The following is a 24,261-nucleotide window of genomic DNA, read 5'->3' as shown; positions in this document are numbered from 1 at the left end:
TCAACAACAAAGAGGTAGTAATAATGCGTAATTTCACACTGTTCGTTTCCGTTCGTCTTTGGCTGTCTCTGCATGCAGCACGTGCTGCTGCTGTCGCTACACTCAGCGCCATTCTAGGGACATTCACCCTGCCAGCTTGGGCTGCAGATGATATGTTCGGCATGCTCGATAGCGTGGCTGACGGTGCGGATAACTCAGGGAAAAGCCTGTTGAAACTGGCTAAGTTTGGCGGTATCGGTCTGGTGCTGGTTGGTGTAGGTCTCTGGGTGGCCAAAAAGAAAAACCCGCAGATCACCTGGGGTTGGATCCTCACCCCGATGGGTGCCGGTTTTATTCTGATCGCCATTGACCAATTCATCAAGAAAGGCCAGACCACCATCAAGCTGAACCCAGTTGACGTCGGCTAATCCATCACCCTCCCCGGTTCTTTTGTACCGGGGAGGGCTCCATCAGCAAGAAGGAGTCAGGTCTTGAACACCTGTCTGGAAAACGCCAGCATGATTTATCCGGTAATGCTGGAGCCCTGTCTACCCGACTATGAAACCGATGCGGCTGCCCCGGTCATTCGTCTGGACGAACCGGATAATCTCACCTGCTGTGAACTACTCACCCCACTGGCCAGCCAGCTCTGGCACTGTGGCATCACCCGCCATGAAGCAGGCTACGACTGTGATGTGATACTACTCCCACTGGATCCCGTCACAGACCTGCTGAAAAACCAGCCGTCATCATCCTTAACGGAGCAAGTGCTGAAGGCCTGCCGACGTTGGAGCAAATTGAAGGTCGAGTTTATTAGGCTGACACTGCCGCGCAGGCAGGTGAATTTCGGCATCGAGCAGCAGGTATGGGGCCATGAATCGGCAGGTTACCCGCTGGCCCTGCGTCGGCAAGCACGGCAACTGACCGGTGACTGCTGTGATTTCTGCCACTACCAGAGCAAGCACAATTCGCTGATATTCCGGGACAACAATCCGGAAAACCAGGCAGAAAACAATCTCGGCGTTGCCTGTGCGGTCTGCGCCTGCAGTCGTCATCTGAATCGACTAGGAGCCAATGATGGAGTCATGGTGTATCTGCCGGAGCTGGCCCCTGCCGATTTGAGTCATCTGCTGAGAGCTGTCGTCATTGCGAGGAAGCAGGGAGATGAACGCCAGAAACAGGGGGCCTCTCTTGTGCTTCGTTGGCTGGCCGAACACCGCAAAGAAGCAGAATCATTTTGGGGAACCAGTCATCCTGGCGAATTTGGGCAGGCGCTGATGCAGGCGCCAGTCAGGCTTCGGGAAGACCTGCAGCAACGCCTGCGGCACATTGCGCTCATTCCCAACCCGGACCTGCTTGCCCGGCATATCGGCCCGGCCGCGCTCACCCCGGACACCTGGCTTTCCCTGTTCAATCAGTATCACAGTCTGGCCTGACAGCCCCTCAGAGAGAGAAACATTCATGAAGAACCCGTTAGTGTCCGCGATGAAAGGGGTGGAAGAAGCGCTGGCTTATGCTTCCCGCTATGCACTGGGGCATGACTTTACCCGCTACTGCGATCTGCAGACGGTCATTGGCCTCACTGAGGACGACATAAAGCGTCGCCCTAGAATGGCCTCACCGTATATTTTTGTCACCGAAGAAGGGCATTATGCCAGCGTATTCGAAGTTGAAGGAACTTACTGCCTGTTCAACGAACAACAGGCCATCACCGAGGAAGAACGTCGTGACAAGGCCTTGTTCAGTAACTACGTCCAGCGGCTGCATACGCTGCTGACCAGCGAATTTCAGGACGTTGGCCATAAACTCAGTTTCGTCTTTGAGCGTGATCCAGATAAAGCCGAGGAAGAGCTGCGTAAACTGCTGTCTCACCAGTACCGAGGGCTTAAACGTATGGGCCTCGACCTGTCGGATATCCTTGACGAGCGCATTGAAAAAATGGCGCCCTTTGTAGCCCGTGAGCGCGCTTTCTTGGTGGTATATACCGCGCGTGAAGCGATCTCTTCCTCCGAAATTCGTGATGAAGAAAAGCGGCGTGAAGCCGTAATGAAGTCTGCCCCAGGCGCACGATACGGCCAGAACCCACTGTTCCACGAACTGGAAGGCCTGAAGATCCGTCACGATACCTTCGTCACCACGCTGGAAAGCCAGTTTTGTCAGGGTGACTTCGGGACACGTATTCGCTTGATGGATGCCCGCGAATTCGGGCTGGATCTCCGTGAAGAGGTAGAGCGTGAAAGTACCTCCCCTGACTGGCGCCCTTTCTTGCCTGGTGATGTCACCTGGCCACATGGCGTGCCAAAGGGAGATGACCACTCCACGCTCCTGGCACCGCACCTTCGCTACCAACTCTTCAACAGTGAGCCAAAAGTGGAGGGTAACTTCGTACGTCTCGATGGATACTGGCACGCAACCCTGGCGCTGTCTTTGGGGCCACAGCATCCCGAAACCTTCAGCGAGCTGTTCAGTAAAATGAGTCGTCACCTCCCCTGGCGCATCCGGATGGACCTGATGCCAAACGGTCTGAAAATCCTGGGAGGGAAAAAAGTCGTCCTGAGTATGGCCGCACTGCTTCCTCCGCTCCGTCCGGTATATAACTCCGTTCAATGGCTTGAGGAGGCCAGTAAAAGCGATCCGGTCTGTGCCATGACCATCTGCGCCAGCACATGGGGACGGACAAAGGAAACGACCAAACGAAACCGTACGTTGCTACAGAAAGGTCTTCAGTCCTGGGGAGTCTGTGAGGTCACCAGTACATTCGGTGACCCATTGGGTGCCTGGGTGGCCACTCTGGCCGGTGCCAACGCCCTCAGTATTCCGTCGATGATGTTCCCACCGTTATCTGCGGCGCTCGCCCTGCTGCCCCTGCAGCGTCCTAATACGCCCTGGGCGGATGATGCCAGCATCGTGTTTTCCACACCGGACGGAAAAATTTTTCCTGTGAAACTGGCCAGTACGCTGCAGACAAAATTCACCGAAATCGTTGCTGGTGAACCGGGTACCGGTAAATCAGTCGCGCTTGGCGCACTCAGCGAGGCGATCCTGTTTTCCGGCCAGAACCGCCTTCCGTTCCTGTCTTACGTGGACAAGGGGTTTTCCGCACTGGGGGTAATCCGGCTTATCCAGGACGCTCTGCCACTAGAACGTAAACATGAGGCAGTTGGCCTAGTGTTGGAAAACAGCCGTAATCACTGCAAAAACCCTTTCGACGTTCAGTTGGGGATGAAATACCCACTGTCTCCAGAGAAGGAATATCTGGTTAATATCTGCGAAACACTCTGTGTGAATCCGGAATCCGGCATTCCCCCAAACGCCCAGGACTGTCGGCAGATCCTGAGCAAAATCATCGATACCGCATATGAGAACAATGCGGATAAGGACCCCATCCGCTACGCACCAACACTTGAACCAGACGTTGATGCCGCACTGGAAAAAACAGGTCTAAATCATAAATTTGATGAGCATTGGTGGAAAAAAGCCACGTGGTATGAGGTCCGGGATATGCTGTTCGCCAAGGGCGAGATAAAAGCGGCCACCCGGGCACATTACCAGGCAATGCCGGAACTGAGCGATCTGCAGGTTTACCTCAATGATGCAGATGTGCGCATGCAGTTCGATTCCATCACCCGCGACGGCAGTGGTGAAACACTTCTGTCCTATATTGGTCGCTGCCTGTCTGATGCCCTGGGTACTTACAAAATGCTGGCCAGCCGGACGGTTTTCGAACTCAATTCGGATACCCGGGTAATTGCCATTGACCTGAACAACGTTGTCGGCGGAAAAACCCGTTCAGGTCAGGTAAAAACTGGCCTAATGTACCTGTACGCTGGTCAGTTGGCCGCCGGTCATTACGAACTCCCACAGTACCGTAATGAGTTGATGGAGCATCTGCCTGAGATGTACCGTCCTTTCCATCACGAACGCCTGACACAGTTGGCGCAGGAGGTAAAAACCAAAATCTATGATGAGCTCCATAATGCGAAAGACATCCCTTTCATCATGAACAAACTGGTCACTCAGGATCTTGAAAACCGTAAGTTCTTTATCCGCACCGTACTCAGCTCACAGTACTTAAATCACTTCCCGCAAGAGATCCTGAAGTCCGCTAACAGTATGTATCTGATGCAGATCAGCCACGAAGACTTACCGCTTCTGACGGAGCACTTTGGCGTGCCCGCGCACACGGCCCAGGCCTTCCGCCATATCGGCTCCGGGGCCTCTCCCGACGGTAGCGGGACCCACTTTCTAGCATGCTTCCGCCTGAAGACTGGCCGGGTGGTACAAATCCTGAAAAACACCCTTGGGCCAAAGGAACTGTGGGCGCTGAACTCCACCCCGAAAGATGCACAACTGCGCGATCAGCTGTATGACCGACTCGACGGGACTACCGCCCGCAGCATTCTGGCAGCGGCCTTCCCAACCGGCAGCGCGGAAAGGCTGATTGATCTTCGCCAGAAAGAAGCAAAAGAAACGGATCACAGCAACGTCATCAACCGTCTGGCCAGCGAACTCATTGCCGAACGCGGCCTGCAAATCTGACCCAGGAATTCCCCATGAGAAAATCTGTCCTTACCGCCTGTATTGGCGGGCTGGTGCTGTCTGCCTTTCAGGCCTCAGCCTATACAGTGAATGTTAACAGCAGTATTCCTATCACCACAGAGGTTGTACCGCAGTTGAGCACGGCCAATGCCACCCTGGGCAGTATTCTCTCGACAGGGCAACAAATTGGCGGGGCTATCAGCTCCGGCAACGACAAGATTGCCGCTATGATCCAGCAGTCCACGGAGAACATGCAGCAATACGCCACGTATGCGCAGCAGGCGCAAAATCTGGAGACGGCGCGCCGCAGCTACACGGTACCGGAAACCATCTGCAGTGAATCTGCCTCCGGGCAAGCTTCACAGATAGCCCGTCAGGCAGGTGCCAAACAGGCCAGCCTCTCCAGGGGCGGTGGCGTCAGCAACAGCTCCATTAAAAAAGCGTTGTCGTCAAAACCTGATGCCCCGGAAAAAGATCAGTTCACCACGGCAGACATACACCGAAAATACTGCACACAAGAAGATGCCGATGCTTGGGGGAGCATGTGTAATGGCGTCTCTGATTTGCCAGGGGGCGATAAACAGATCCGTTCACTGTTGGGCGGCGCCGGCGCAGAAGATAAGGTTCCGGATCTGACATTCACCCAGGAGCAGACGGATGCTGCCATGATGTACCTGAAAAACTCATCACGTCGCAGCGTGGGTCGTGCCCTGAAAAAAGGGGAAGTGAAGACCGACAGTGGCCTTCAATACATTGGCATGATGACCGAACATGACGCCATTCAGAGTGCAGCTGAACAGCCTCAACTGGCCATGGTCGCAGCCAGCCAGCCCAACGAAGCCACTAAAGACGTGCTGGCCGAAACCTTGCAAACCCCGTCCAGTAAAGCATGGTATGACCAGAACGCGTCTGCAGAGGCTAAACGCACCGGCACGATGTCCCTGCGTGAATTCGAATCGTTTGAAGTCAATCGACGATATGCCAATACCGACTATCTGACCGACCTACAGGAGATGGATGGCGACAACCTGATGCGCGAATCCATTCGTGTACAGAGTCTGCAAAATGCCCTGTTGTTGGGTATCAAACAGCAGTTGCAGGAGAATGCCATTCTGTCTGGCCAGCAATTGAGCCTCAGTAGCGCCCAGTACTATGAACCCCGCCTCGCTCAAAAACTGCAGCAGGCAGCAGCCGGAGCCACCCGCTGATGAAAAAGATCTATAAAGTCACCTGGTATGCCGCCAATGTGTTGCTTCCCCTGTCAGAAACGGCCCGCATCTTGCGGACCATGAAATATTCAGGAACTAAACTGGCAGAGCAGGCCCGCCGCCTGAAGCAGGAAAAACAGACGGTTTCTAATGAAATACTGTCCTTTGATGAGGCAATTAGAATCAGTGGTATGAGTCACGAGACACTGATACGACGTTATCTCAGCACCAAACGGATCTGGCTGATGCTCTTTGGTGTAGCAGTAATCTTCATCGTGTTACTGCCATTCGCAACGCTGATGGTTGAGGGCCCTGTCTCGGGTACCCTGATTGTCCGAGTCATGAGCATGGCATTCATGCTGGTCGGATTTGCCGGGCTGATGTTTGCGCGCGCCTTGAATAGTCAGTACCACCTGTGGCAGTTGCAGGCCCGCTACCTCGGGACGTTTGCTGAATGGAAAGCTGCCGGTCACTGGCTACGGGATATTTTCAGCTGGCAACTGCGCTGAGAGGTCGCTTCACCCTTCGATGACTCCCGTCCGGGAGCCGCTTCAGCCGTACTACGGAAAACTCTCCATGAAAAGATACCTTCTTCTGGCGTCAGCCTTTGCGCTGGCCTGCCTGGTGCTGCCAGCATTCGCTGATAACATCAATTTTGACACGATAAACTCTGCGGCAACCCGTAACACCGACCTGTCCCGTCAACTGCTGATCATGGTCTTCGGGGATGTGGTAAATAACCCGCTGCAGCCCGCGAACGTAAGCTTTATCGGCCAGTTGTATGGTGTGTTCAATGGCATCATTGCTGGACTCGCGTTTATCTGGTTTATGGGGGTCACGCTACGGGCAACCGTACTGACCGGGAACCGGGGTAAGGTTTTCGGCCGGGGCACCACGATGATGGCACCCGTTTCCTCTCTGGCCGGGTTCATGGCCATGGTTCCAACGCCTTCCGGATGGTCTATCGCCAACCTGGCATTTCTCTGGATGTCTTCCATCATGGGCATTGGCAGTGCCAACCTTCTGGTTGATAAAGCCGCAGACTCCGTGATGGAAGGACAGTCAATGATTATGCAGCCGGTCGCTGGCGAAACTATCTCAGCGGCCCGCGGTATTTTCGATATGTATCTCTGCAAGGCCGCGCTGAACACTGAACAGTCGCAAATGCATCAGAACGGTAGCAGCGGTACCCCTCCCATGTCGGTACAGCGTTCAACTGACAATAGAGAAGTCCGGGTAACGAACGGCAGCGCTATCTGCGGCAGCGCCAGGCTCCCGGAGACCACAGACAATACCTCCTGGTTCTCGTTCAGCGTTCCTATCAACTCTGGACCTCTGGAGAATGCACAAAACACCGCGTTTACTACGATTAACAGCTCGTTATCGAACAGTGCAGATAACTTTGTTAGCGCCTGGCTCAACTACCAGGATGGTGGGCAGTCCCAACTTCCAGACGTCGAGTCACAAATCCAGCAGGCAGCCAGACAATACGAGGACACCATCAACGCAGCAACGTCTGCAGTCAACAATGAAGGGGCTATCCGGGGAGAATTAGCCACCTATCTCAAACAGAGCGGCTGGATCTCATTAGGTGCCTGGTACCAGTCGTTTGCCACCGCGAACCAAAAAGTAAATAGTGTGGCTAATCAGAGTCCTATAGTCACGGGATCTTCCAGTGTTGGTGAAGTTGGCGTTGGACGGCTGCAGGAGGAAATTAAGACAGCCCTATTGGCTCAGAAAAAAAACTCAACGTTTACTCCACCACTGGGTTCAGCAAACATGCCTGGCAACGACAACATTGATGATGGGCAATCGGCTAACTCAACGTTGCTGAAAATACTGAATAACTCTTACGGGATAAAGTTTGCAAATTTCATTGTTCACTCAGTTATGGATGGTGAAAACTCCAATAATTCCAGTCAAGTTAACCCGCTTCTAAAAATGAAGTCTATCGGCGATTACACCTTAGGTGCGGCTCAATCGACTTTCGCTGCATTTACCATTGCAAAGGGGCTCGTTGACTGGGGGAATGGAACCGGGGTGGGAAAAGTAGTCAATGCTGTATCAGGTGCCGGCTATTTAGCAAAAAGTGTTATTGGCTCTATCGCTCCAATTGTCTACTTCATCCTGCTTATACTACTGAGCATCGGATTTTCCCTGTCGATATTTCTTCCATTCATACCTTTGATTTACTGGATTACTTCTTGTACATCATGGCTAGGAAGCGTTCTTATTGGTACGACAGCTGGAACATTATGGTCCGCAACACATATAGGTACGGAGGAAGACAAAGGTAGTCGTGCTAATTATGGTTATATATTCCTGATTGATGCAGCTATTCGCCCATCATTGATGGTCTTTGGCTTTTTCTTTGCCAGCCTGGTTGTGGTTGCTATTGGGACATTGCTCAATATATTAATCTTGCCTGCGATGGCTAATATTCAAGCAGACTCCATCACCGGGCTAACCAGTATCATAGGTATACTGATGATTTACGCACGAATTTGTACCACCTTAGTCTCTTCTGCGTTCAGTTTACAAGTATACCTGCCAGATTATGTCATCGCGTGGTTGGGCGGACGCGAGGCGGCACAGATGATGAAGGGTGCTGTTGAGTCGGCACGGAACATGTTTGCTGGATTTGGCAGTAAAGCTGGCCATGCGCCAGGCATTAAACGGATGGATCAGAACAAACCTGGGGGCAATTCTGACGGCTTCAAATAACCCTGTTGCCCGAGGAAAACTGGGCAATAACCGCACAAAAGACTTGTTAATAGGTTTTAAAGTGGTAAAATTTAACCTATAAAACGGTTTTTACGGGGGAAGCTACATGCCTAACATCATTCATAGCACCATGACTGCCAGCATCACCGAGCTGAAAACGAATCCAATGGCCACAGTCAACTCTGGAGAGGGGTATCCGGTCGCCATTTTGAACCGCAATCAGCCTGCGTTCTACTGTATCCCTGCGGCACTGTACGAACAGATGCTAGAGTATATTGATGATCAGGAGCTGGCAAACCTGGTCAAGGAGCGTTCGGAGCAGACACTGCATGATGTCAATCTGGACCGCTATGTATGACCTACAAAGTCAAGTTCAGAACTGATGCGCTTAAGGAATGGAATAGTCTCGACCGTTCCATTCAGCAGCAGTTTGCTAAAAAACTAAAGAAATGTACTGAGAACCCGCACATACCCTCAGCTAAGCTGAGGGGCATGCCGGATTGCTACAAGATTAAACTCCGCGCATCCGGCTTCAGGCTGGTTTATCAGGTCATTAATGATGAGTTAATTATTGCCGTCGTTGCTGTTGGAAAACGTGAACATAGCGAAGTTTACAACCAAGCCAACAAACGACTCAAATAAAATATCAGGATGATTCATATGACGGTTAAACATGTAGATACATATTCAAAGAAGTGGCCAGTAGCTTTTGTGGGTACGCTTTCAGGGATGTATTTTATATTCGGCCTTCCAATTCACATTGCCCTGGCTGCTTTTATATATACCTATGCCAAGTTCTATGGCTTCCAGCAGCCTGACATTACACTTAGTATTTTCATTTGGGTTTCTTTAGCCTTAATTGCCACGCTTATACTGACAACAATTTCTAGACAGAAAAAAAACATCAAGGCGTTTACCTCTTACTTTAGTGAAAAACATTTCAATGAGGCAACTCCATCCAACACAGCTAAAAGTTGGACCGGTTTAAGTTATCTGGCTCTCGATACTAAAAATGGAACGATGCTGTATATTAATCACCCAGATACCACCATCTTTAACTTTTTCGTGCCTAAAGATGTCCGTGTTATGGGATTTGGCATGCACGACTGGAAGTCAATTGAGGTGGAAGGCAAAACGCTCACGATCTACACAGGCAAACCTGAGCTTCCATCTATTAGCATCTCGACCGGTAAAGCAAACGAGTTGTATGAGAAAATCAACGCCATGCGTAACCAGGACTGGACTTATGAGAACAATGTTCCCGGTTATGTAGAGCACCAGGCTAAACGCATTGCCGATGAACATGGTCTTAACCTGATCCTACCTCCCAACTAATTTCATCCCGCAGTAACTCAACCTTATGACGTCGGGGCACCCTTTTCAGGGTGCCTCTTCTTTTGCTTCTGCAAAATACCAAAGGCTTCCTATGGCGCAACCCACTCGCAACGATGTCCATTCAGGCAATGACTGGACAATGGCTGCTATCGGCCTGATTGTCACACTGATCATCGCAGCCCTTTTCTTTCGGCAAATCACCATTGAATACATCACTACCCTACTCTACTGGATGTGGAGTCTGGCAGACTTTCCTCGATTCCATGCTGATGCCACCTGGCGTATAAATCTGCTGGCCACCACTCACAATAACGCGGAGACGGTCACCTGGTCTGAATTCTTTGCTGTGATGGATGTCACCGCCGGCATTCTGCTGGTCGTCCTGATCCCGTTGGCCATCGTCGGCATCATTGCCGTTCGGCGCCACCAGGCCAGCCGGACCCGCCGCGATATATCCATCCATTCACTACCGCGCATCATGTCGAGTTTTTCTCCAGCGATTATTCCAGCCCTGACCTATGGCGATAAAAAAACCCAGTTGCTGAACGTCGATCCCGAGGAGCATCGCAGCGCCCAGTCACCGGACGAATTCGCCATCGAGCATAAGCTGGTTGTAAACAATCGGCTCCGCCGCGACCTGGCAGAGGCACTCTTTACCGCTCAACTAGGCACTCCATTCGCTGATGCTGATAACGCCTTTGAGCAGTTTAATGACCATGAGCGCGCCATGTTCACCATCTTTGGCCTACAGCATTTCCTTGATAAACGGTCTGAGGCTGAGCAGTTGCTTGACGTGCTGAACCGTTCAACGCTCAAGTCAGACCGCAGGTATCGCAATAAAATTGGCTACCCCAACCTCTCTCTGGCAAATCCAGCTTTCCGGAAAGTCATCGCATCACCGGCCGCGCAGACCTGGATCAAACAGTATCGCTATGCCCGGACAGCTATTGCCGCGTTGCATGATAACGACCTTCATCTTCCCATCAGGCGCTACCGCTGGCTGAAAGGTCTGGACAGAACACTCTGGTATGCCTTGGCGTCAACCGGTCGCCCCTGGCCGTTCGTTGAGGGCGCCGCTGTGGTTAGTCATTCCCACTGGGAGAAGCTGGCTGCACGCTATCGGGTACGACTGAGTAAACCCATTTTGACGCTAGCCCTAGACGGGCTGGAACACGACCTGAAAAATATTGGCGCCGTCGTTGATGACACCCCGACGGAAGCTCGACCTTCTCTCGATGAACTAGAGGACGATGATGACGCCGAAGACAGTGATGAGTCTTCACCACAGACCCCGTCAGTTGAACAACATGTCCACCGCCACGTAAATTCCTTACGCCCCAAAATGAGATAATCCCATGTCAGAACATAAAGCTTGCGACACCTCTATTGAAATTAACGGCCAACACCTGCAGGTGCGACTTAATGGTCACAGCCTGTTTAGCCTGTATCGTCCTTCACCCGATCGCTATCTGCTGACATTGGAGCAAAATAATGGGCAGTACACCATCTGGATGCGCCAGCCCTGTAACGTATTTGCCAGATTGTTTTCAACCGATGACCCTGAGCTGGCCAACAACATCATGAACATCACGGCTGACGCGCTACAGCGCATGGCCATGAATGAAACCCAGTCCTCCCCCCTGCGTCGTCGTGGCGTTGTCCTACTGAAATTTGCCGGAGCGATACTTGCCGGGTCGATATTTACCGTAGCGTGGGCTTCATGGCTCAGCACACTCCCTCACCCAGAACTGACCCCGCAAGCGGCTGCCGAATTGTCTTCCATGATTAAATCAGCAACAAATACACGACCGCTGCCTCCGCTACCAACTCCGGCCCCGATCGCAGCGCCAGTTAATCCCTCCACTGCAGAGATAACGCCACCGACACAACGCAGCACACTTTCGCCAGAAGATGCGGCTGAGGCCCGCAGGATGTTAGCAACCCGTCTGAAAAATGGTGCCGCCAGAAAGGAATTTACCGTTAGCCTTTCTTCTGGCCATCCGCGAACCCTGTTCGTCTTCGCGGATCCTGAGTGCGAGAACTGCCGCATTTTCGAACCTACCGTTCAGGCTCTGTCAGAACAGTACAACGTTGAAATTTTCCCGGTCACGCTGATTGGTAAAGCACGAACCGCAGAACGTGTCGTGCCGCTGTTGTGCTCGCCAGCGGAAAAGCGTGCCGGCATGTGGCGCGACCTGTTTGACGTTGGCGCCGGCATGCTGAACCCGGCTAAGAAAGCAAAATCTGAACCTTCAGCCTGCGAAGCTGGCCAGAATGCCCTGGCCCGTAACGACCTGGCGTTTGAACTTTACAAACTCCCGGGCACACCGACGGTTATCAGCGATGACGGCCGTCTGATCCCGTTGCAGGCCATGACCAGCGATACCGCTCTGCAGGTGTTCCTGAACAGCGCACAATGAGGAGATATCGATGGATTTAAAAGGACGCCATGGGCCGGTTGAAAGCCAGCTGATAAGCCGTCAGGTACAGGGGCGGCTGACAGAGCGATTCATGCTCGCCCCGTTTACGGTTCAGTTGGTACTGGTGATATCTCTGATTGCTGGCGTGCAATGGCAGGCGACCCTGCTGATCTCCCTGCCCGCCAGCATTGCCATGCTGGTTGCCTTTAGTGATCAACGTTTTCGCCTACCGCTCCGGATACCAATGGATGTGGGAGGCCTGGACCTGTCGACCGATCGCGAACTCAGTTGGAATATCCCGCTGCTAAATCTCAACTTGCCAAAAATTGTGCGCAGTAAAGCAGAAGGTATTTTGTGCCTTGGTACGGGTCGTTGGAGTCACAGAGGTAAAGAATTATGGCTTTCTAAATCTGATAGCCTGCGTCATATGCAGATTATGGCAACCACCGGCGGGGGCAAGACGGAAACGTTGTATTCTCTGTACCTGAATACACTGTGCTGGGCTCGTGGTTGCTGTATCTCGGATGGTAAGGCACAGATTGACCTGGCGGTTGCCACCTGGTCGATGGCCAGACGCTTTGGCCAGGAAGACGACTGGCATGTTCTGAACTTCATCACCGGTAATGATGACCGTTTCAAAAGACTGATGATCGGGGATAAATCCCGCCCTCAGTCAAACAGCACAAACCCGTTCGCCTATGGTAGCCCGACATTTATCATCCAACTGATGGAGTCATTACTGCCGGCGGGGAACGGCAGCGATGAGGGATGGAAAGATAAAGCTCGCGCCATGATGAATGCCCTGATCTACGCGTTATGTTACAAGCGCTCACGGGATAACATCATGCTGACCCAGGCTGTTATCCAGTCATACCTCCCCCTGGTGAAATTTGTGGGTCTGTATCGTGAAGCTCTGGAAGAAGGCTGGCACGAAGAAGGCTTCAAGCCAATGGAGAACTATCTGGCCAACCTCGCCGGCTTTGATATGAAGCTCATCAACCGCCCAGGAGAATGGTCGCAGGGAGCTCTTGACCAGCACGGGTACCTTATCCAGCAGTTCACCCGCATGCTGAGTATGTTTAACGACACCTACGGCCATATTTTCCCCAAAAACGGGGGCGATATCGATATGCAGGATATCCTGCACAATGACCGTACCCTGGTTGTCCTGATCCCCGCCCTGGAGCTCTCCGATAACGAAGCCGCCACCCTGGGTAAGCTCTACATCTCTGACATCAGGATGAACATCGCCAAAGACTTGGGTAACAAAATTGAAGGCTCCCCGGAGCACACGCTAACGGTGAAGAAATTCGCCAGTAAGTTTCCATTTTTGCTTTTGTGCGACGAGGTGGGCTACTACTTTGCTCCTGGGATGGATAAGTTGGCAGCGCAATTACGTTCCCTGGCGTTCATGCTTATCATCCTTGGCCAGGACATTCAGGCCATGATGAATCGCAGCAAAGAAGTCCACTCAGTCAACGCCAACCTGGGCACCAAACAGTTCATGAAAACAGAGGACACGGAAGATACCCTGAAGATGATACGTGCCGTGGGTGGTACAGGTCAGTACGCCGAGCAAAGAACCATGGACCGTACCGGAATGGGCAACTACCAGGAGGTTGACCGCGTGGAATTCCGCGACCGGGACAATATCCAGCTGTCCGAGCTCAAGGCACTGAAATCTGGTGAAGGCATCATCGTATTCGAAGACCAGCAGGTGCGCAGCAACTCCATTTACATCCCGGATGACGAGAAAATATCAAAGCTGGAGGTAAAAATTAACCGGTACGTCCCGATTCGACGTCCAGACTTCAGCGATCTGTGTCGTGAAGTGCCCGCTGCGGCTCGTCGTCGCCCGGTCTCCCAGGAACGCGCGAACAATATACTGGATATCTGCAGGACTAGGGCACCAGATGAATGGTCCGGCCGCCTGAATGCCCGTATTGCAGACAAAACCCTCCTGGCGTTGACTACCATCGCCGCCGATCTCGATAACCGCAATGACGTTACTTACACCCCGGAAGAACGCGGCGCTCTGCTGTTTGAAACGGCCATCAGCGCCCTGGAAAAAACCCAGGGACGTTACCAGTGGCTGAAAGAGAGGGAAAACATTCGCATATCGAAAAAAAGGATAGATGAAGCACACAAAAATAGCGCCGGCGCTGACACTTCACCAGTTGCAGAACAGCCAGCACAATCGGTAATACCGACACCCCTCCCCACACAGAACGAGATCCCCCCGTACACGGAGAACCGAAATCATGATGACTGGTATCAGAACTTTACTTCCGACGCTTTTGTTGACGATTTTACTAACACCCCTGACCACCATAGCTTCTGAAGCACAAATCACTACGGGATTTTCCCCTGGGGGAAGTGCCGTGACTAACGTGTTGAGAGCCATCAATAGTGCACGTGAAACTATCGACGTGGCCGCATACAGCTTTACCAGCAAAGAAGTGGCCATGGCATTAAACGACGCAAGTCTGCGGGGGATCAAAGTGCGGGTTGTGGCAGACGCCAAAGATAACGGGGGACGCTATTCTGCCGTAACTTGGCTACAACATAAGGGCATTCCGGTAAGACTAAACGACAGGTACGCGATTCAGCACAATAAATTTCTGGTCGTTGACGGTGTGACGACTCAGACGGGATCGTTCAACTACTCTTATATTGTGTAATGAGACAATGTTTCATATTGTGATGTAGATAACAGAAAGTACTATATGGATTACATACAAGAGATACATTACAAATTCATGTCTAACGACAGCATGTCAGAGGGATCTAAAAGTGCTAGTAGAATCATTGCGTTTATTGAACTTCAAAAAATTCTCAGATAAAACGTTTGAGTTCAACGAAGATATAAATATTTTCGTGGGCGATAACAATGCTGGGAAAAGCACTATTCTTGAAGCATTGGAAATTGTACTTAACTTTCAATACCGTGGTCGTTCATTTAATAAAGAATTTTCTCCAGACTTATTTAGTAAAGAAGCCGTTTATTCATATCTTGCATCTCCTATGAAACCGGAGGATTTACCAGTTCTGGTTATTGAGGCATATATGAAAGGTGTCCCTGAATATAGAGGCTCGAATAATAGCCGCTTTCAAGATACTCAAGGAGTACAGGTCAAAGCAAGTTTTGACACAGATTTCATTGATGCTTACCAGAAGTACTTAGATAGTGGAGCGCCTATAACAAGCATTCCAGTTGAGTTTTATAAATTGGAGTGGATGGACTTTTCATGGAATGTAATTAAGCCTTTTACAAAGAAATTTCGAGCTCTTTATATTGATCCTACGCGAATCCATCCCTCATCTGGTAAAAACCAGTATATTTCCAATGTTCTTAATACCGCCCTAAACAAAGAGGAGGAATATCGCTTAAATCTTAACTATCGGGAGACCCTCCAATCATTTAATAATACTGATGAAGTCAGGGGGGTTAATAACGATCTCGATTCAGACAACAAAATCACCGATAAAAAGTTAACTATTGCTTCAAACACAATGCCGGTAGGTGCACTTCAGAATGCATTACAACTTGAAGTCGATGCGGTGCCATTTCACATGGTTGGTAAGGGCGAGCAAAGCAAGGTTCAAATAAAGCTAGCACTCCATAATAAATCAAAAGATATTGACCTTCTGATGATGGAGGAACCTGAAAACCATCTCTCTCATATCGAGCTAAGCAGACTTGTACATAACATTGAAGAGCAGCGTGAAGGTAAACAGTTGTTTATAACAACTCATAGTTCATATGTACTCAACAAGTTAAGCATTGATAAAATATGCCTATTGAATGATTCATATACACGCTTACATCTTCTCGATAAAGATGTAGTTAAAACTCTCAAGAGACTACCTGGTTACGATACTCTACGTGTGGCACTCGCTAAAAAAGTTATTTTAGTGGAGGGGCCATCCGATGAATTAGTTTTAAAGAAATTATACATAACTGAGAATAATGGGCGCCTTCCAGAACAGGATGGAATAGATATTATTGTCGTGAGAGGTGTTGGCTTTAAGACGTTTATTGAAATTGGAAAAGAGATTGGCACTGCAATAAATGTGCTGCGTGACAATGACGGTGATTATAATAAAAATATTATCCCCGTAAAACAGGAATATGATGAATATAAAAACATTAAACTTGTCTCATCCCAAGATAATAATGACTTCTCGTTGGAACCTTCAATGATCTCAGCAAATTCAGCATCTGAAAAAGAGCTTTTAGGCTTCGCTAAGATAGTGCTTTCAACTCAGACTTATAATTTGCTAAACTCTGAGAATACATTTGAAGAAAAAATAAACTTTCTCGTCAATTGGTTTAAGAGCGTGGATGGTGATGGAAAAGGTAAAAAGAAGGTAGATTCCGCCATAAAGTTATTCGAGACCTCTAAGCCGTTTAAGTATCCTCTTTTCTTGCAAGAGGTGTTCAATTTTGGTTAAGACACTATGCATTGCCGGTGCGGGATCGGGTAAAACTAATAAAATCATCACTGAATCGATAGAAGAGATTGAACGCGGGGGCAAGGTTCTGGTTGTTACTTACACAACGAGCAACCAACAAGAGCTGCGACAGCGTTTTTTAACCAAGTTTGGTAGAAGCTGCGATCGTTTTATAGTTAAAGGCCTATTTTCATTTTACCTAGAAGACATGGTGAGGCCATATCAGCAAGTGCTGTTTCCGCAGCGAATTGATGGCATATATTTCAACGATCGAAACCCTCATATTAAAGCTGGTTCAACATATATGTTGCCGGGGCGTAAAGAGCAATTAGAAGACAAAAGCTATAATCCTAATCATTTTCTTACTAGCTGTAATACTCTGGCGCATACGGGATTTTTAGCAAAGCTCTCGACTAGAATAGCAAAGGCAACTCAGAATTCTGCTGCAGTTCGTCTTGGTGAAATATATAGCAAAGTTTATTTTGATGAAGTACAAGACTTGGTTGGGTGGGATTATGAAAATCTAAAGATATTAAACAAGTCCATGAAGATACCAATGTGCTGTGTTGGTGATTTTAGGCAGACAGTTTACGATACAACCTTTGGTCATAAAGCACCTAAATTAGCAGTCGATAAAATTGCAGCATTCAAATCCATGGGATTTCAGGAGGAATCACTTACGCTAAATTGGAGATGTATTCAATCAATCTGCACAATCGCAGATACCGTGCATAAGGGTGCATACGACAAAACCAAATCAGCAGTCACGCATATCCCAAAAGAAATAAATCATCATGTTGGGGTTTTCATCGTTAAAGAGTCTGATGTCTGCTCTTATATATCAGAATATAATCCTATAGTGTTACGTTGGAGTGTAGCTTCAGGGAAAAAAATCTTGCCCACGAATGTGCGTAGCTGCACCTTTGGTAGTAGCAAAGGGCTGGGCTTTGATCGTGTGCTTATTTTACCATCAGAGAGTCAAATTCAGTTTGTATTAGATGGCGAGATGACTTTTACTGAAGATGCAGAGATGGCGCAGAATAAAATGTACGTCGCAATAACAAGAGCTAGGTATAGTGTTGGATTTATTGTGCCAGACAAAAAAGTAAAAGACTTGCGCTTCCCAACCTGGATAAATCCCTATGCGTAATTGCATGGTTTAAATAGTATGCGAAACTAAGTGGGTAATAAATCCTATCTCCTAAAAAATAGGAAGTTTCTATGTTGGTAATTACTGATTTGAGCAAGACGCCTGACTTAGTTAAAGTTGCCAATCAGCTTGGGATAATCGACGGACAACCATTCATAGTAGAGTGCAATGGGACATTCGATTGTGTAGTTAATGCTTTCCTTCAATCTCTGGTTGATCCATCAACGCCAAGTATTAATACTTGGCGTACCTATTCTTACCATCTTGCCAAGTTCTTGTCCTGGCTATCGCAACATCAATTATCATGGCGAGAGGTTAATCGCAGAACACTTCGCACCTACTATACCTTGCGCAGATTTAGTCAGAGGCGGCCTATATCTGCTCGAACATGGAATAATATTGCAGCTGCGCTGACGCGGTTCTATGAGTGGGCGGCCATGACAGGAGAAATAGCCAAAAGTCCCGTCACGTATCGCGATATCAGGTCGGGCCGCATGACCGCCGCCCCGGGTACGCAGCAGGTCAGGTCAGCAATTATGGAGTCAGTCCCGGCCAGCCCGGTTCGCTACCTTCTCTTGAGGGTATACCTCGCTCAGTTCAGGCCCGCCTTTGGCGGTACGCGAACAGCGGAGCGGGATCGTGCCTTTGCCGATTTACTGATCTCAACGGGGATGCGGATTAATGAGGCAAACAGCCTGCTTCTGGGGGACCTGCCCGATCCTGATGCCGTGGAATGCCGAGGGAAAAAGACGGTTCCCCTGACGTTACACCGGGGAACAAAGGGCCGGAAGGTTCGCGTCATCCGTATTCCCGTGCACGTGCTTCGCACGGTGTTCCGGTATATCGCAGAAGATCGTGAAAATGCCGTTGCCATGCACAGCGCCTGTGAACGTCCGGCAGAACTGTGGCTGTCAGAGTCCGGCAGGCCGATGAAAACGGCGCGGTGGCACGCTGTTTTCCGGCGTGCGTCACAACGGTCAGGCGTTTCCTGTACCCCCCACATGCTGCGTCATGCATTTGCTATTCACCAGCTGACGGCAATGATTCAGAGTTTACTGACCGACCCTGCATGGGTAACACCGTCACAGCCGCCTTATCAGGTACTGCTCAGGGATCCCCTCCGGCAGCTGCAGCGGCTTCTGGGCCATGCGAGTATGGCCACGACGTTTATTTATCTCGACTGCCTGGAGGAGGCCGACAGGCTGCTTGACGATAGTCTGGGCAACTGGACGGTGCCTTTACAACCCATGGTGGATGAGCAATGACCTCAGAACATCACTGCATTTATGATGACACGCCCTGGCTGGCCCCCGGGGTACTTGATCTGCGCGTCCGTTTCGGCAAAATTTTTGATCTCGGGGCGCATATTGAACGCCCCTTTATCGCTGAAATGGCAGGGATTGCCGTCTGGCATATGACCCAGGTTGACGGCAGCCTGACGGCCTGGTCTTCCGTCAGATCGGTGTTGTCAGCGTGGGGTAGTTTCTGCGCCTTCCTGAACGGGGATATTGCCAGCGGTTGGCCTGCCCCCCTGACGGCCCGTGATTTAACGCCGCATCACTTTGTCCGTTTTGTGGCCTGGTTATTGTCGGCTTATCCCACCCAGAGCTCGCGTTCAGGGATATTTTACTGTCTGAGCGGCTGTCTGCATGCCCTGCTGGCTAACCGGCCCGATATACTTCAGTCCGGGTTTGTGGTGCCGGTTTTCCCCGAACGGCTGGCGACTACACCAGGCGTTAGGCGGGAGCCCTATACCGATGAGGAAATGTTTAAGATAGTCCGGGTATGCCGTGCAGAAATCGCTTCGGTTATTCACCGGTTCAGAACGGGAAAAAAGCTGATTGCAGCAGGTAAAGACCCGTCCGGATACCAGCGGGAAGCTTGGCGTTCACCGGCGAACGTTCTGTGGTATGTGCATCATGCCATGAATGGTGCCCCGTTTCTGGATTCCTGTACCGACAAATCGGCCCATACCTCACTGGGTGCGGCTTTTGCGAAGCGGAAAGCAGGATACCCCTCGAGAGATGAGATTTATCGCTATCTGTATCCTCATATTGAGGATCTGACGCCGTTTATCATCCTGCTGCACGCACTTCTGGATGAAAACCCGCACTGCATCATGGCGCTGAAGCTGAGCGATATTGAACCCGCTGAAGACCCCCGGCTCTGCCGTATTCGCTTCGTCAAGACACGTCCGGTCCGGAAAGAATTCACCAAAATCTACGGGAATACGTCCATCTGGTCGCCCGGTCGCGTTATCCGCATGGTTGAACTTATCACCCGCTCATTACGTCAGTGGACACATGATCCAGATATTAAAAACAGTTTGTGGGTTTATCTGGCCCGCCGAGCGGAAGCGGTTCATACGGTTCCACAGGGTGAAACCACCCGGATGGTGATGGCATTCGGAAAGAAACACGGCCTCCCGGGCCTTCAGCTCGCGCGGTTTCGCGTGACCAGCCTGTCCAGAGCGTACCGCCGTACCGGCAGTCTGGCACTGATTAAAGACAGGGCGAGGCATGCACAAATGCAGACAACGATCGATTACTTAACGAACCCCGGAACGCATCAGCTGCATCAGGCCAGCATCCGTGCCGCGCAGACGGAAGCTCAGATCCTCCTAGCCGGAACGGTCATTGCCCCAGAACGTGATGAGCACGAAATCACGCTGATATCAGAAAATCTTCGCACAGGCGCGGCGGAAGCCCGGCGCCTGATTGCCGGTGAACAGGACGTATTCGTTGCCTCCTGTCGCGACTTCTATAACCGGCCTGATGGCCCTCCGGATACGCCCTGCGATCGGCCGTTTGCCTGTTTTTCATGCCGTAATGCCGTCTGGACGGCCAGGATACTGCCCAGACTTATCCGATTCAGGGACTTTCTGACGGAGCAGAGAACGCATCTCCCCGCGGATGAATGGAAGCGGCGCTTTGGTTTTCCATGGCGGGCAATCACAGAGGCCATCCTGCCTTCGTTCCGGCCAGAAATTATCTCTCTGGCGGAAATGGCTGCGCAGGATGAGGTGCTTCATATCCCTGCAACCATGAAGGGGAACTGATGAGTATCACGCAGAAACGGACAGAAACCGCCGTTCCGGCGGCGCGGGCCGAGCCTTTTGTCAGGCTCGAGACCCTTATAGCGGAAGGGGATGGGGTGATAACCCGTTTCTCCGATCCTGAGTGGAACGTTGCTCCGCTTATCGGGGCAACAAGCATTCCTGCGGGGAATAAGGTGGTGAGATTCGATTTTGATGTCACGCCCGGTCAGAGAGGGAGTGCCGTAGCGGATCAGTCCCTGATTCAGGTTGCCAAAGAGCTGGCTTTCGCCCGACTGCTGGTTCCTCCCGCCGGTATGCGCCGGAAATCAGCCAGCACGGTTATCATTGACGTGAGTAATCTGAGCCTGTTCAGCCGCTGGCTGCTCAGGCGTGGCATCAGGCATTTCTCCGGTGTTACCCAGGAAATGGTCGATGAATTTCGTGAACATCTGATGATAAATAGGGACTGGGAGACAGGCGATCGCCGGGGGAAGAGGCAGACGCTGCAGATTGTCCTGATCCTGAGAACCCTGCAGCGCCTATGGGAATACAGAGAAGTTCTTTCCGTCCCACTTTCATTTTATCCTTGGCAGGGAGTAAATCCGCGCGTTGTCACCGGATTTCAGAAACACCGGGGAGAAGAGAATAAAACACCGGTCATTCCTGATGACATTCTGGCGGTAATGGGGAAACACGCCATCCGGTATATCGATATTTTCAGTAAAGACATTATCCATCTGCGCACTCGGCTGGAAGATATGCGATGCGAGCGTCTGGCGCTGGGCCTCAGCCGGAAGCGGGTCCAGTCTGAGATTGACGGGCATATCTTCAGACGTTTCACTAAAAATCTTGCACTGACCCTCGATCCGGATACGAGTCATCCCTGGCGTAAAGTGTGGGCTGCTTATTCGGAATTTCGCCATGAAGAGCGAATGCTTATCGCGGCCTGTTATATCGTCGTGGCCTGGCTGAGCGGGATGCGGGTTTCTGAAATCCTTGCCATCCGGGATGCGCCGGTTGTGTCTGAAAAAACGCCTGATGGCCAGCCGCACCTGAAGGTGAAATCAACGCTATTCAAGGGGATCCCTGATCCGCAGGGGCGAAAGGAAACATGGGTTATTGTACCACCGGTGGCGAATGCGCTGAAAACGATAGCGGCGGCCACCGTCTGGTACCGATCCAGCCCGGGTGATGTGCTCTTCAGAAACAGCATGGGGCAGCCCCTGAAAACGGGCGTCATTAATAAATACATCAACCTGTTCCGGGACCATGTGACAACCTTATTTCCGTCTTACCCCGTTCCTCCGGGAGAGGACGGTGGCCCGTGGCCGTTCCACACCCGTCAGTTTCGTCGCACGCTTGCCCGCCATATCGCACGGCAGCCATTCGGGGTTATCGCCGGCATGCTGCAGTACAAGCATGTTCACGTTGCGACGTTTGAGGGGTATGCAGGCAGTGAAAACCTGAGCACCTGGCGGAGCCTGCTGAGACAGGAGCGGCTACTGGCGAATGCTGATTTTCTTGATGAGGTTGCGCATGACGTTGTGGATGGTTGCGTTACCGGGCCGAAAGGGGAGCAGATGCTGCAGGCGTTTCGGGGCAGCGCCGGAGACCGCCGGGATGATGACGTTGCGTATTATCTTCGGCATAAAGCGAAGCATTTTTATCCGGGTCTGCTGAATTACTGTTTTTTCGAACCTGAAACGGCAATGTGCCTAGCAGGAGAGAAGACGGATGCGCAGGTATCTCCGGTCATGTCGTACTGCCATCCGGACCGGTGCGCCAATTCCTGCATATCAGCGAAGCATAAGCCCGCCTGGGAGAATGCCATCGCTGACGCGGAGGCTATGCGTCGGGTACCTAAACTGAGTCCGCTGCAGCGGGTTGCAAAATGGCGTCTGAATCGATCACGGTTTGGCATTCCATGTCCTTACCCATAAGTATTTCTTGCTGCTTCTATTGCATTTACTGACAACATTAATCGAGTTAACCCGGACCATATAGCCTTAGGCCCTGGTGGGTCGTCGTTTTTCCTCGCCAGATATCCGCCTAATTTTGCAAGCATTAAAATTGCCGTTTTTATATCTGGTACCGTTTCCGGTGGCGGAGTATTTTCTATCAGAATCCAAAGGCATTCGAATTCTTTCTTTTCAAAAATTAGATTGCAAGGTTCCATTGGGGCTGTTTTATACAGTGAACTCAGGTAAAGTATTCTCCATGCAATTATAAGATATAAAGCCAGGCAGTTTCTTGTTCTTTCAAATGTCTCAAGTTGTAACTTTTCAACCTGACACCCGCTCTTCAATATTTTAAAGAAAATTTCAATCTGCCAGCGTAATAAATACCATTGAATTAATTGTGCTGGTTCAGTCAGCTTTTCTGGTGGTATACTGCTCATTATCCACCATGTTAGCGGCTTGGAATTAATCGGTTCATTTATTTCCTTTGCAAGTAATATTGTTACAGTTACTGGAGAACACCGTAGCTTTCCTCTACGACCAGTTGGTGGATGTAGAGTCAATCTGGCAATACGTAACTCCTGTTGAACCTGGCGGGAAGATTGTCCTCGTCCCTCAGGAAGGGTAAACTCAATTATTTGCTGTGGGGGTAACTGCATTACTCTTTCGTTCAGGAGTAGAGAATCTCTTTTTCCTGATTTATTCAGTATAACCCTGTTAATGCTCTTCATTCTTACGAGCCAGTCAGCTTTTAATTCTCTTTCATTTTTTGCACATTCAAAGAGGTCGAAAATATCTCCTTCACGATCTGATACAGAGATTATATGAGTGTCAGGGCAGAAACTTGCCAGCTCCGTTGCCTTTTTATAACCCTCGACCCAACGCCCAGTTTCTTTTTCACTGATATGTTTTTTGTGAAGAGATTCATTAGTTATTTCTTTACGGCTTTGTCTCTGTGTTTTAAGTTCGCTTCTGAACCATTGATAATCATCATAAACTCCAAAGCAAACACCTGAATCGCTTACAACCAGCTGAGGATGAATAAATAAATCACGTTCATTTTCATGCCTCCTGGGTCCGACACCCTGCTTCTGTTTTTGTCCTGAATAATTTAGTTCAGTCGTATCCTGTAAAACCAGAGCCAGTTTAACTTGTCGAGTTCTTTCAATAATTTTATCCTTATGAGGAGCCATTATTTTATCTGCAGATACTTTTTCACTGGAAAAACAACGGTAAGCAGCCTTTGTCTCACTCCAGGTGCGACAGGATACAGGGATGCTTTCCTTTGGTGACCGGCTAAGAACGCTGAGAATGTGCTTAACTCGCCTTTCGAGCCTGGCGTCGCCAACATTCAGAGATTCCAGTTCCTGAATAACCCAATTTTCCATTGTGCCTCTGAAATAATAGTTAATTTATCAATAAACTACCACCTTTTGGGCTTATGGGTAAGGGTATG

Annotated in this window: 19 protein-coding genes; 18 read left to right on the top strand and 1 reads right to left on the bottom strand. The window is 50.3% G+C overall.

What is annotated here, in order from left to right:
* Positions 1-23: 23 nt before the first annotated feature.
* The 18 genes from ACRDCA_RS02210 (at position 24) to ACRDCA_RS02125 (ending at position 22,787) form a co-directional block, all read left to right on the top strand.
* Positions 24-407 (top strand): DUF6750 family protein, encoded by a 384-nt coding sequence (locus ACRDCA_RS02210; RefSeq protein ID WP_059202132.1) that lies wholly within the window; start codon positions 24-26, stop codon positions 405-407.
* 63 nt (positions 408-470) lie between these two features.
* Complete coding sequence (locus ACRDCA_RS02205) at positions 471-1,415, top strand: hypothetical protein (RefSeq protein WP_438688117.1); 945 nt, start codon at positions 471-473, stop codon at positions 1,413-1,415.
* Positions 1,416-1,440: 25 nt separating this feature from the next.
* Positions 1,441-4,518: an ATP-binding protein gene (locus ACRDCA_RS02200; protein ID WP_438688116.1), complete on the top strand. Its 3,078-nt coding sequence runs from the start codon at positions 1,441-1,443 to the stop codon at positions 4,516-4,518.
* A 14-nt stretch (positions 4,519-4,532) separates the two neighbouring features.
* Positions 4,533-5,726 (top strand): conjugal transfer protein TraW, encoded by a 1,194-nt coding sequence (gene traW / locus ACRDCA_RS02195; RefSeq protein ID WP_438688115.1) that lies wholly within the window; start codon positions 4,533-4,535, stop codon positions 5,724-5,726.
* Complete coding sequence (traX, locus tag ACRDCA_RS02190) at positions 5,726-6,235, top strand: conjugal transfer protein TraX (protein WP_438688114.1); 510 nt, start codon at positions 5,726-5,728, stop codon at positions 6,233-6,235. The genes traW and traX overlap by 1 nt, the downstream gene beginning before the upstream one ends.
* Before the next feature lie 67 nt (positions 6,236-6,302).
* Positions 6,303-8,450, top strand: coding sequence for a DotA/TraY family protein (locus ACRDCA_RS02185; protein ID WP_223665712.1), 2,148 nt, complete (start codon positions 6,303-6,305; stop codon positions 8,448-8,450).
* 106 nt (positions 8,451-8,556) lie between these two features.
* The gene (locus tag ACRDCA_RS02180) at positions 8,557-8,808 is read left to right on the top strand and encodes a type II toxin-antitoxin system Phd/YefM family antitoxin (RefSeq protein ID WP_074032216.1); all 252 of its coding nucleotides are present in this window, start codon (positions 8,557-8,559) and stop codon (positions 8,806-8,808) included.
* Positions 8,805-9,092: a type II toxin-antitoxin system RelE family toxin gene (locus ACRDCA_RS02175; RefSeq protein ID WP_223665711.1), complete on the top strand. Its 288-nt coding sequence runs from the start codon at positions 8,805-8,807 to the stop codon at positions 9,090-9,092. The genes ACRDCA_RS02180 and ACRDCA_RS02175 overlap by 4 nt, the downstream gene beginning before the upstream one ends.
* An 18-nt stretch (positions 9,093-9,110) precedes the next feature.
* Positions 9,111-9,785, top strand: a complete 675-nt coding sequence (excA, locus tag ACRDCA_RS02170; protein ID WP_074032218.1) for a plasmid IncI1-type surface exclusion protein ExcA — start codon at positions 9,111-9,113, stop codon at positions 9,783-9,785.
* Between the two features lie 91 nt (positions 9,786-9,876).
* Positions 9,877-11,136, top strand: coding sequence for a secretion/conjugation apparatus DotM-related subunit (locus ACRDCA_RS02165; RefSeq protein ID WP_438688113.1), 1,260 nt, complete (start codon positions 9,877-9,879; stop codon positions 11,134-11,136).
* 4 nt (positions 11,137-11,140) lie between these two features.
* Positions 11,141-12,205, top strand: a complete 1,065-nt coding sequence (locus tag ACRDCA_RS02160; protein ID WP_438688112.1) for a hypothetical protein — start codon at positions 11,141-11,143, stop codon at positions 12,203-12,205.
* Positions 12,206-12,215: 10 nt separating this feature from the next.
* Positions 12,216-14,546 carry an F-type conjugative transfer protein TrbC gene (trbC, locus tag ACRDCA_RS02155; RefSeq protein WP_438688111.1) on the top strand — a complete coding sequence of 777 codons (2,331 nt, stop codon included), beginning with the start codon at positions 12,216-12,218 and terminating at the stop codon, positions 14,544-14,546.
* Between the two features lie 40 nt (positions 14,547-14,586).
* Positions 14,587-14,886, top strand: coding sequence for a phospholipase D-like domain-containing protein (locus ACRDCA_RS02150; RefSeq protein ID WP_438688110.1), 300 nt, complete (start codon positions 14,587-14,589; stop codon positions 14,884-14,886).
* Between the two features lie 112 nt (positions 14,887-14,998).
* The gene (locus tag ACRDCA_RS02145) at positions 14,999-16,660 is read left to right on the top strand and encodes an ATP-dependent nuclease (protein WP_438688109.1); all 1,662 of its coding nucleotides are present in this window, start codon (positions 14,999-15,001) and stop codon (positions 16,658-16,660) included.
* Positions 16,653-17,810 carry a UvrD-helicase domain-containing protein gene (locus ACRDCA_RS02140; protein WP_438688108.1) on the top strand — a complete coding sequence of 386 codons (1,158 nt, stop codon included), beginning with the start codon at positions 16,653-16,655 and terminating at the stop codon, positions 17,808-17,810. Before ACRDCA_RS02145 ends, ACRDCA_RS02140 begins: the two co-directional genes overlap by 8 nt.
* Before the next feature lie 71 nt (positions 17,811-17,881).
* The gene (locus ACRDCA_RS02135; RefSeq protein ID WP_438688107.1) at positions 17,882-19,075 is read left to right on the top strand and encodes a tyrosine-type recombinase/integrase; all 1,194 of its coding nucleotides are present in this window, start codon (positions 17,882-17,884) and stop codon (positions 19,073-19,075) included.
* Positions 19,072-20,868, top strand: coding sequence for a hypothetical protein (locus ACRDCA_RS02130; protein ID WP_438688106.1), 1,797 nt, complete (start codon positions 19,072-19,074; stop codon positions 20,866-20,868). Before ACRDCA_RS02135 ends, ACRDCA_RS02130 begins: the two co-directional genes overlap by 4 nt.
* The gene (locus ACRDCA_RS02125) at positions 20,868-22,787 is read left to right on the top strand and encodes a hypothetical protein (protein ID WP_438688105.1); all 1,920 of its coding nucleotides are present in this window, start codon (positions 20,868-20,870) and stop codon (positions 22,785-22,787) included. The genes ACRDCA_RS02130 and ACRDCA_RS02125 overlap by 1 nt, the downstream gene beginning before the upstream one ends.
* On the opposite strand, the gene ACRDCA_RS02120 is transcribed toward ACRDCA_RS02125, so the two are convergent.
* On the bottom strand, positions 22,778-24,193 hold the full coding sequence (locus ACRDCA_RS02120) for an IS4 family transposase (RefSeq protein WP_438688104.1): 1,416 nt from the start codon (positions 24,191-24,193) through the stop codon (positions 22,778-22,780). The two genes, ACRDCA_RS02125 and ACRDCA_RS02120, sit on opposite strands and share 10 nt — an antisense overlap.
* Between the last annotated feature and the right edge of the window lie 68 nt (positions 24,194-24,261).

Origin of the sequence: Serratia sp. (in: enterobacteria) (genome assembly GCF_051654945.1) — a bacterium.
GTDB lineage: Bacteria > Pseudomonadota > Gammaproteobacteria > Enterobacterales > Enterobacteriaceae > Chania.
This window is presented reverse-complemented; position numbering and strand designations above follow the sequence as displayed.